The sequence below is a fragment of the Oceanimonas marisflavi genome (genome assembly GCF_003049725.1).
Classification (GTDB): Bacteria; Pseudomonadota; Gammaproteobacteria; order Enterobacterales; family Aeromonadaceae; genus Oceanimonas; species Oceanimonas marisflavi.
Genome location: NZ_QAGM01000050.1, coordinates 1 through 1,978 on the forward strand (window position 1 = coordinate 1; position 1,978 = coordinate 1,978).

Genomic DNA, 1,978 nt, shown 5'->3' on the forward strand with positions numbered 1-1,978 from the left:
GCTGGCATAACACCGCCAGGAATGGCCGGGTAGGAACGAAAGCACTGTGGAGTGGCTGGTTCACCCTGATGAATTACGTCGAGTCCTATGAGTTGTTCCATGGACTCGACTTGTGACTAAGAGACAGACTGCCAGCTACCAGCCAGCTTAAGGTGTTCCGAGGAGAGTAACGGGAGCGCTCCAGCGTACCCTCTGCGCCAGGGAAGGCGCAGTGGAGCCCCCATGGACGGGTTCACGGCGTGTCGCTGGAGTGTTTCCGTTACCCGACGGCATGGCAGAGTGCCGCAGACGACTGCCTTTTTATGGCTTTTGGCGCTTTTCTGTTATCATGCCGGCACTTTGCCCACCGGCAATCCCTCAATCGTCCGCCAGGACCTTGTTAGTTCGGAGTCTCATGTCATTTGCTTCCCTCGGTCTGAACGATAACCTCGTTCAAGCCATTAACGAATGTGGCTACACCCAGCCGACCCCCATTCAGCAACAGGCCATTCCGCTGGTTCTGAAGGGCGGTGACCTGCTCGCCGGCGCCCAGACCGGCACCGGCAAGACCGCCGGTTTTGGTCTGCCCATGCTGCAGCGCCTGAGTGAAACCCAGGCCCGCCCCCTGGCCAACGGCCGGGCGCCGGTTCGCGCCCTGGTGCTCACCCCCACCCGTGAGCTGGCCGCTCAGGTGGAAGAAAACCTGCGCGCCTATGCCAGGCACACCAACCTGCGCACCCTGGTGATGTTTGGCGGGGTCAGCATCAACCCGCAAATGAAGGCCCTGGGCCGCAAGGTCGACGTGGTGGTGGCCACCCCCGGCCGGCTGCTGGATCATGTGTCCCAGCGCTCCATTGACCTGTCCCGGGTTGAAATGCTGGTGCTGGACGAAGCCGACCGCATGCTCGACATGGGCTTTATTCGCGACATTCGCCGCATTCTGGCACTGCTGCCCAAACAGCGCCAGAACCTGCTGTTTTCCGCCACCTTCTCCGACGAGATCAAGGCCCTGGCGGAAGATCTGCTGCACAAGCCCGAGCACATTGAAGTGGCCCGCCGCAACGCCACCGCCGAAACCATTTCCCAGCGTTTCTTTGAAGTGGACAAGGGCCGCAAGCGCGCCCTGCTCAGCTACCATATCGGCCATCACAACTGGCGTCAGGTGCTGGTGTTTACCCGCACCAAGCACGGCGCCAACCGCCTGGCCGAACAACTGGGCAAGGATGGCCTGCCGGCCATGGCCATTCACGGCAACAAGAGCCAGGGCGCCCGCACCAAGGCCCTGAGTGAGTTCAAAAACGGCGGCATTCGCGTGCTGGTGGCCACCGATATCGCCGCCCGCGGCATCGACATCAGCGAGCTGCCCCACGTGGTCAACTATGAGCTGCCCCATGTGGCGGAAGACTATGTGCACCGCATTGGCCGCACCGGCCGCGCCGGCAGCGACGGCGAAGCCCTGTCGCTGGTAAGCGCCGAGGAAAAGCCGCTGCTGAAGGCCATTGAAAAGCTGATCAAGCAAAGTGCCACCCTGGAGCAGGTAGCTGGCTTTGAGCCGGATCCCAACGCCCCGGTTACTCCCCTTGAAAATTCACGCGGCGGCAACCGTGGCCGCAATGGTGGCGGCCAGCGCTCTGGCGGCCAGCGCAACGGTGGTAATGGCGGCCAGCGCAATGGCCAGCGTGCCGGCGGCAACCGCAGCAGTGGCAACGCCCAGCGCTCCGGCAACCGCAACGGTGACGGCAATGGTCAGCGCACCGGTGCCCCCCGTCGTCGCTCACGTCCGCAGGCCCGCCCGCAGGCCAGCGAATAGGGACTGGGGAATAGTGATTTGAAAAAGCCCGGCAAATGCCGGGCTTTTTAACTTCCAGCTTCTAGGTGGCGTTCTCAATTAGTGTAAACTCCTACCGATAGCCACTTGCATCAGGGCCTTCGGAGTGTAAATGAGTGAGCGTACAGTACTGAGAGATGACCAGTGGGAACGGATCAAGGACTTGCTTCC

At 61.9% G+C, this 1,978-nt stretch carries 1 protein-coding gene; it reads left to right on the forward strand.

Annotated features, from left to right (window positions below; all coding sequences use genetic code 11):
- The first annotated feature begins 394 nt into the window (after positions 1 to 394).
- A complete protein-coding gene (locus DA373_RS15940) occupies positions 395 to 1,789 on the forward strand; it encodes a DEAD/DEAH box helicase (protein ID WP_107853253.1) in 1,395 nt (464 codons plus the stop codon).
- The last annotated feature ends 189 nt before the right edge of the window (positions 1,790 to 1,978 follow it).